Origin of the sequence: Actinophytocola sp., assembly GCF_035762905.1 — a bacterium.
GTDB lineage: Bacteria > Actinomycetota > Actinomycetes > Mycobacteriales > Pseudonocardiaceae > DASYTH01.
In genome coordinates this window covers 39,830-46,234 of record NZ_DASUCC010000142.1, presented here as the reverse complement: position 1 = coordinate 46,234, position 6,405 = coordinate 39,830, and the positions used below count along the sequence as shown (strand labels likewise).

The 6,405-nt window shown below is 70.4% G+C and carries 8 protein-coding genes and 1 pseudogene; 7 read left to right on the top strand and 2 right to left on the bottom strand.

Going from position 1 to position 6,405, the window contains the following annotated elements:
• From VFV67_RS30290 to VFV67_RS30280, 3 genes and pseudogenes are all read left to right on the top strand, one after another.
• Positions 1-319: pseudogene (locus VFV67_RS30290) on the top strand (hypothetical protein); the annotation flags it as partial.
• A 250-nt stretch (positions 320-569) separates the two neighbouring features.
• Positions 570-707 (top strand): hypothetical protein, encoded by a 138-nt coding sequence (locus VFV67_RS30285; RefSeq protein ID WP_326474100.1) that lies wholly within the window; start codon positions 570-572, stop codon positions 705-707.
• Positions 708-867: 160 nt separating this feature from the next.
• Positions 868-1,059 carry a hypothetical protein gene (locus VFV67_RS30280; protein ID WP_326474099.1) on the top strand — a complete coding sequence of 64 codons (192 nt, stop codon included), beginning with the start codon at positions 868-870 and terminating at the stop codon, positions 1,057-1,059.
• A 186-nt stretch (positions 1,060-1,245) separates the two neighbouring features.
• On the opposite strand, the gene VFV67_RS30275 is transcribed toward VFV67_RS30280, so the two are convergent.
• On the bottom strand, positions 1,246-1,446 hold the full coding sequence (locus tag VFV67_RS30275; RefSeq protein WP_326474098.1) for a hypothetical protein: 201 nt from the start codon (positions 1,444-1,446) through the stop codon (positions 1,246-1,248).
• Between the two features lie 263 nt (positions 1,447-1,709).
• On the opposite strand from VFV67_RS30275, the gene VFV67_RS30270 reads away from it, so the two are divergent.
• From VFV67_RS30270 to VFV67_RS30260, 3 genes are read left to right on the top strand one after another with little or no spacing between them, the layout of a single operon-like run.
• Positions 1,710-2,828, top strand: coding sequence for a 4Fe-4S dicluster domain-containing protein (locus tag VFV67_RS30270; RefSeq protein ID WP_326474097.1), 1,119 nt, complete (start codon positions 1,710-1,712; stop codon positions 2,826-2,828).
• Positions 2,797-3,654 carry an FAD/NAD(P)-binding protein gene (locus VFV67_RS30265; RefSeq protein WP_326474096.1) on the top strand — a complete coding sequence of 286 codons (858 nt, stop codon included), beginning with the start codon at positions 2,797-2,799 and terminating at the stop codon, positions 3,652-3,654. The genes VFV67_RS30270 and VFV67_RS30265 overlap by 32 nt, the downstream gene beginning before the upstream one ends.
• Complete coding sequence (locus VFV67_RS30260; protein WP_326474095.1) at positions 3,654-4,412, top strand: oxidoreductase; 759 nt, start codon at positions 3,654-3,656, stop codon at positions 4,410-4,412. The genes VFV67_RS30265 and VFV67_RS30260 overlap by 1 nt, the downstream gene beginning before the upstream one ends.
• Here the strand turns inward: VFV67_RS30260 and VFV67_RS30255 are convergent.
• On the bottom strand, positions 4,393-5,769 hold the full coding sequence (locus VFV67_RS30255) for a DUF4389 domain-containing protein (protein ID WP_326474094.1): 1,377 nt from the start codon (positions 5,767-5,769) through the stop codon (positions 4,393-4,395). The two genes, VFV67_RS30260 and VFV67_RS30255, sit on opposite strands and share 20 nt — an antisense overlap.
• A gap of 129 nt (positions 5,770-5,898) precedes the next feature.
• On the opposite strand from VFV67_RS30255, the gene VFV67_RS30250 reads away from it, so the two are divergent.
• Entirely contained in the window at positions 5,899-6,396 is a 498-nt protein-coding gene (locus tag VFV67_RS30250) for a flavodoxin domain-containing protein (RefSeq protein ID WP_326474093.1), read from the top strand.
• Positions 6,397-6,405: the final 9 nt, after the last annotated feature.

The window sequence follows — 6,405 nt, the reverse complement described above, 5'->3', positions numbered from 1 at the left end:
CGGCGACCCCTGGGCCAACTGGCTGTTCATGCTCGGCCTGGCCGGCATCGGCATCGCCCTACTGACCGGCGTCGCAATGCGCATCGCCGCGGTCAGCGGCTCGCTGATGCTGCTGCTGATGTGGGCCGCCGAATGGCCACTTGCCCAACACACCGCCACCGGCGAACTGACCCGCTCGACCAACCCGATCCTCGACGACCACATCATCTACGCCCTGGTCCTGCTCACCCTCGCCGCCCTCTACGCCGGCCGCTACTACGGCCTGGGCCGCCGCTGGGAACGGCTCGACATCGTGCGCCGCAACCGCTGGCTGATCTGACCCACCCCCGACACGCCCGGCCGGGGCCCCGCCCGGCCGGGCCTTCCCATCAGGACGACAGGAGGTTCGTGATGAAGCACCGAAAGATCCGCAACGTCATGACCACCGACGTGGCCACCGTCGCGGAATCGGCCCCGTTCAAGGACATCGTCTTCGAACGCAACCTCGACACCGTGGTCGACCCGGCCACCGTCACCATCCAGGTGCACGACGGCATGGTTTCCCTGCACGCCAACTCCAACGCCGCAGCATGGTTCCCATCGCCGAAGCCCTCACCCGCCGCGTCGACGGCGTCATCGACGTCCACTCCGAACTCACCTACGCCTACGACGACACCCACCTGCACATCCCCGACGCCATAGCCGTCGACATCACCCACGAAAACTGAACGCGACCAAAGACCCCACCGGTGTGGGACCTCAGACCGGCGCGGCACCGCCAGCCCTCCTGTTGTGCTGAACCTGTCGCGAGCTTGCGAGCGAACCGTGAACACCGCCCTGCCGCCGAGCCTGCGAGGCGGCAGGATTCAGCGGACGGAGGTGAGGACGATGAGCGAGTGGGAGAACTTCGCCGCCAGCGAGGAGGCCCGGAGGGACGTGCTGTCCCGGGCCGGCCACACACCGACATCCGGCGACCCGGTCCGGCGGCTGGTCGACGCCGCCATCTACCGGGAGACCCACCACAGCACGCCGCCGCCCGGCCGGGACGGCGGGACGGCGCCGGACGAGACCCAGGTCTGATCGGCTGGCCTCAACGGGGGCGCCCGTCGAACGCGGCGACCAGCCGGTCGCTGATGCTGAGCACGCGGGAACGGCGGCTACCCAGGTGAAGGCGGAGTCGATGTCGGCCCGCCAGGGCAGCCAGCCGGTCAGCGCGACGACCCCCGTGGTCGACGCTCACCCGCACTGTGATCGCCGGCGAGCTCATCAGCTCCCCGGCGGTGAGCCGTCCCACATCCCGGCCGTGCCGCCGCCGGGACTTCCGGCCGCTGCGCAACAGGTCCGCTCGGACACCACGCCGAGCACCCGACCGGTCGCGGTGACTACCTCGACCGCGCCGATCCCCCGTCGGGTGAGCAACTCCAGCACGGCCTTGTACGGCGTGCACGGCGACCGCACCTGGATCACGGGTCATCACCGTGGCCACGGTCGTCGCGGTGACCTGAGTGATCATCGTGTGTCCTCTCGTCGAGGCGCCCGACGACCCACTCTGATCGACCCGCGCCGCCGTGGACACCGACCGCGGACCTCCATCGGCGGACCTTCGACCTCGATCGCCGCGCCCGGCCGCCGGTGGGGCCCTTGGTCCCGCCGCGGGTAAGCCGTCGGTCTCTGGGGCCCGAACCGGCGACGCGGGACGATCGAGCCAGCGACAACCGATGGAGGCGACGATGGCCTGGCTGACCCGGGACGGTCTCGACCGGTTGGTCGAGGTGCTGCGGGAGCGTGGCTACCGGGTGGTCGGTCCGACCGTGCGGGACGGGGCGATCGTGCTGGACGAGCTGTCCTCGGCGCGGGAGTTGCCGGCCGGGTGGGGTGTCGAGGTCGGACCCGGGCACTACCGCCTGCGGCGCCGTGCGGATGACGCGGTGTTCGCGCACAGTGCTGGATCTCAGTCGTGGAAACGGTTTCTGCATCCGTCCCGGGCGAAGTTGTGGTCGGCCGAACGGGATGAGGCCGGGTTCCGGGTGAGCACCGAGGAGCCCGAGCCGGTTCGGTATGCCTTCCTGGGGGTGCGGGGCTGTGATCTGGCCGCGATCGGGGTGCTGGACCGGGTGCTGGATCACGGCGGCCGCTACCACGACCGGCGCGCGGGGATCTTCATCGTCGCGGTGAACTGCACCGAGCCGGGTGGGGTGTGTTTCTGCGCGTCCATGGGCTGCGGGCCCGGTGTGGGCGCGGGGCATGATCTGGCGCTGACCGAACGTGCGGACGGGTTCGTGGTCGAGATCGGCAGCGAGCGGGGCGCCGAGGTGCTCGCGGCGGTGCCGACGCGGCCGGCCGCACCGGACCAGGTCGAGGCGGCGCGTGCCGCGGTCGACGCGGCCGCGGACCGGATGGGCCGGGCCATGCCGGCCGCCGACCTGCCGGACGTGCTGACCGCCAGCCGGGAGTCCGACCACTGGACCGACGTGGCGAGCCGGTGCCTGATGTGCGCCAACTGCACCATGGTCTGCCCGACCTGCTTCTGCACCACCACCGAGGATGTCACCGATCTGACCGGTGACCACGCACAGCGGTGGGAGCGCTGGGCGTCCTGCTTCGAGCTGGACTACTCCTACATCCACGGCGGCGAGGTGCGCACCTCGGGAGCCAGCCGCTACCGGCAGTGGCTGACCCACAAGCTGGGCACCTGGCACGACCAGTTCGGCACCTCCGGATGTGTCGGATGCGGACGGTGCATCGCCTGGTGCCCGGCCGGTATCGACCTGACCGCCGAGATGGCCGCCCTCGTCGAGCAACGGAAGGGAGCAGGCGATGACCACCGCGACGACACCGCGCCGGGCTGAGGCCGACCCCTGGCTGCCGCTTCCCTACTATGTCGCCGCCAACCACACCGAGACGCCGGACACCGCGACCCTGGTCCTGCGCCCGGAAAGCGAGCCAATTCGGCCGTTTCTGCCGGGCCAGTTCACCATGCTCTACGTCTTCGGCGTCGGTGAGATACCGATCTCGGTCAGCGGCGACCCGGAGGCGGATGACGGTGCGCTGGTGCACACCATTCGCGGGGTCGGCGCGGTCAGCCGGGCACTGCGGCACGCGGAGCCGGGCACGGCGGTCGGGGTGCGCGGCCCGTTCGGTACCGCGTGGGATCTCGACGGGCCGGCCGGCTCGGACCTGGTGCTGGTCGCCGGAGGCATCGGACTGGCGCCGCTGCGGCCGGCCCTGCTGCACGCCCTGCGGCATCGTCGCCGCTACGGCCGGATCGTGCTGATTGCCGGCGCGAGAGCGCCGGCCGAACTGCTGTTCACCGACGAGCTCGCGGCGCTGTCCGCCCGCGACGACATCGAGCTGGCGGTGACGGTCGATCGCCCTGGCGCCGGTTGGATCGGCGGTGTTGGCCTGGTCACCGAACCGCTGGCCGCGCTGCGGCTGACTCCCGAGCGCACCACCGCCCTGCTGTGCGGACCGGAACCGATGATGCGGTTCTGCGCCAGCACCCTGCTGGACAAGCGGGTCCCGCCGGCACGGATCCAGGTGTCCCTGGAGCGCAACATGAAATGCGGGATCGGGCTGTGCGGCCACTGCCAACTCGGCCCACTGCTGACCTGCCGGGACGGCCCGGTGGTGCCCTACCCCGTCGCCGCACCGCTACTCGAGGTCCGGGAGCTGTGATGAACCAACCAACACTGGCCGTGTGGAAGTTCACCTCGTGCGACGGCTGCCAACTCACCCTGCTGGACTGCGAAGACGAACTGCTCACCCTCGCCGGCACCATCCACATCAGCCACTTCCTCGAAGCCACCAGCGTCTCCGAACCCGGCCCGTACGACGTGTCCATCGTGGAAGGCTCGGTCAGCACCCCGGAGGAAGCCGAACGCATCCGCTGGATCCGGGACCAGTCCCGCGTGCTGATCGTCATCGGCGCCTGCGCCACCGCGGGCGGCATCCAGGCCCTACGCAACTTCGCCGACGTCAACGAGTTCACCACACTCGTCTACGCAGCACCCCAACACATCCACACCCTCGCCACCAGCACCCCGATCTCCGCACACGTCCCGGTGGACTACGAACTGCGCGGCTGCCCCATCGACAAACGCCAACTCCTCGAAGTGCTCACCGCCTACCTCGCCGGCCGCAAGCCCGACCTGCCCGACACCAGCGTGTGCACCGAATGCAAACGCGCGGGCATCACCTGCGTCATGGTCGCCCACCACACACCCTGCCTCGGCCCGGTCACCCACGCCGGCTGCGGCGCCATCTGCCCCGCCTACCGACGCGGCTGCTACGGCTGCTTCGGACCCATGCGCGACCCCAAGGTGCCCGCACTCCTGCCCCTGTTGCGCCGGTGCGGCATGAGCGAGGACGACCTGCGCCGGGTGTTCCACACCTTCAACACCGCCGCCCCCGCCTTCACCGACCAACCGCAGTAACCTCCCGGCGCGGCCGGACGGTCACCGCGACCAGCACCGAACCACCGACCAGGAAAGCAACACCGACACCCAGCAGCGACCACGCGACCGGACCCAGGAACGGCGCGGTCGCGCCGATGTCGAGATCCGCGCGCACGCCGGAACCCGCGTCGGCGTTCATCACCACCAGCGACCAGTTTCCCGGTTGCGGATTCCAGGTCAGCGACAGCGGAGTCGCACCGGAGGTCGACGCCACCCAGAAATCCTGCCGGGTCGGCGCGGCCGGTGGACGGATGCCGGCCATCGTCCGGAAGGCCTGCATCATCCCCGGATGCCGCTCGTCAAACCGGCCGTGCGGCACCGCGGCCAGGTACCGGTTCACGTCCTCGGTCCTGCCGATGCCCACGAACAGCGGACCGGTACCGGACCCCGTGGCCTGGACCCGAACCTGGCCAAGCCAGGTGACCTCGGCCGGGGCGCCGGTCCCCCGTTGGACCACGTCGGCGGCGTCGAACCGCAGCGCGTATCCCGGATCAGTGAACCGCTCGATGCCCGTGGTGACGTAGCCGGCCGCATCGCGCTGGGTGCTGTCGAACCACAGCAGCGTGCCACCGCCCGCGGCCGCGCCCAGACCGGTGACCAGCAGCAGCGCTCCGACCACCACGCCGGTGACCCGGCCGGCGGTCCACCCGGCCGGCGTCGATGCCGGCTCGTGTCGCGGCTGCTCGTCGCGCGGGCCGGCCGGGTCGGTGCCGCCGGTGTCCAACCGGAACGGTGGGTACTCGTCGGTCATCAGCGCGGTGTAGGCGCCGACCCGGAACACCCAGCGGTCCATACCCAGCACGAGGTCGTAGACCTCGCGCGGGTAACGGCCGGTGAACAGCAGCACCACCCCGGCGATGACCGCCAGCAGGGTGATCAGTCCACCGCCGAAGCGCCACAGCACGAACCCGCTGCCGATAAAGAAGGCCAGCACCAGATAGTGCGGCAAAGCCAGCAGCCACCACTTGACCAGAACCAGACCGCGGGAAAGCCGCTCCGGATAGGCCACGTCCAGCGTGGCCGGATAGTCCGGCTCGGCGCCGAGCGAGAACGGCGGATACCGGTCGGTGGCCAGCGCACCGTAGCCGTAGTACCACACCCGCCAGGTCCACCGCAGCACCCCGACGTTGAACTCGAAGATCGACCTCGGGTAGCGCCCGGAGAACAGGATGGCGAAGAACACGACCACCGTGAGCACCGTGAAGGCCAACCACAAGAAGGAAAGCACGATGAAGTGCGGGATCAGCAGCAGCCACTTGACCAGCCACAGACCACGACTGGGCTGCTCGTCCAGCCGCGCGTCCAAGCGGATCGCGGAAGAAGTCGTCGTTGTCATACCCCCACGCTCATCCCGCCGCACCGGGCGCCCCAGAGAACGACGGTCCGTCCGGTACGGACGGAGGTCCCGGGCCACATGGGGCCTGCGGCACTGCCGCCAGCCCGGCCGGCGGCGCACGGTGACGGTATGACACGAGTACTAGTGGCCTTCGCCAGCAAGATGGGATCGACCAAGGACATCGCCGAGGCGATCGGCGCGGAACTCCAGAAGCACGGCCTGCGGGCCGAGGTGCGCAACGTCCGCGAGGCCGACTCCCCCGACTACTACGACGCGGTGGTGCTGGGCAGTGCGGTCTACGCCGGCCGGTGGCGGTCCGAAGCCACCCACTGGGTCAACCGGCACAGCGCGGAGCTGGCCCGGCATCCGGTGTGGCTGTTCGAAAGCGGCTGGATCGACAACCGACCCGAGAAGCTCACCGCCTCGCCCGGCGGCCGCAAACGCGCCGCCCGCATCGGCGCCGAAGCACCGACCGTCTTCGGCGGCCGACTCGACCCCGGCCTCGCCACCGGGTTCTTCGACCGCCAACTCGCCAAGCGGATGCCCGGCGACTCCCGCGACTTCACCGAGATCCGTACCTGGGCCGGCCAGATCGCCGACACGCTGGCCACCGCGGCGAAGGGATAACCGACAAGG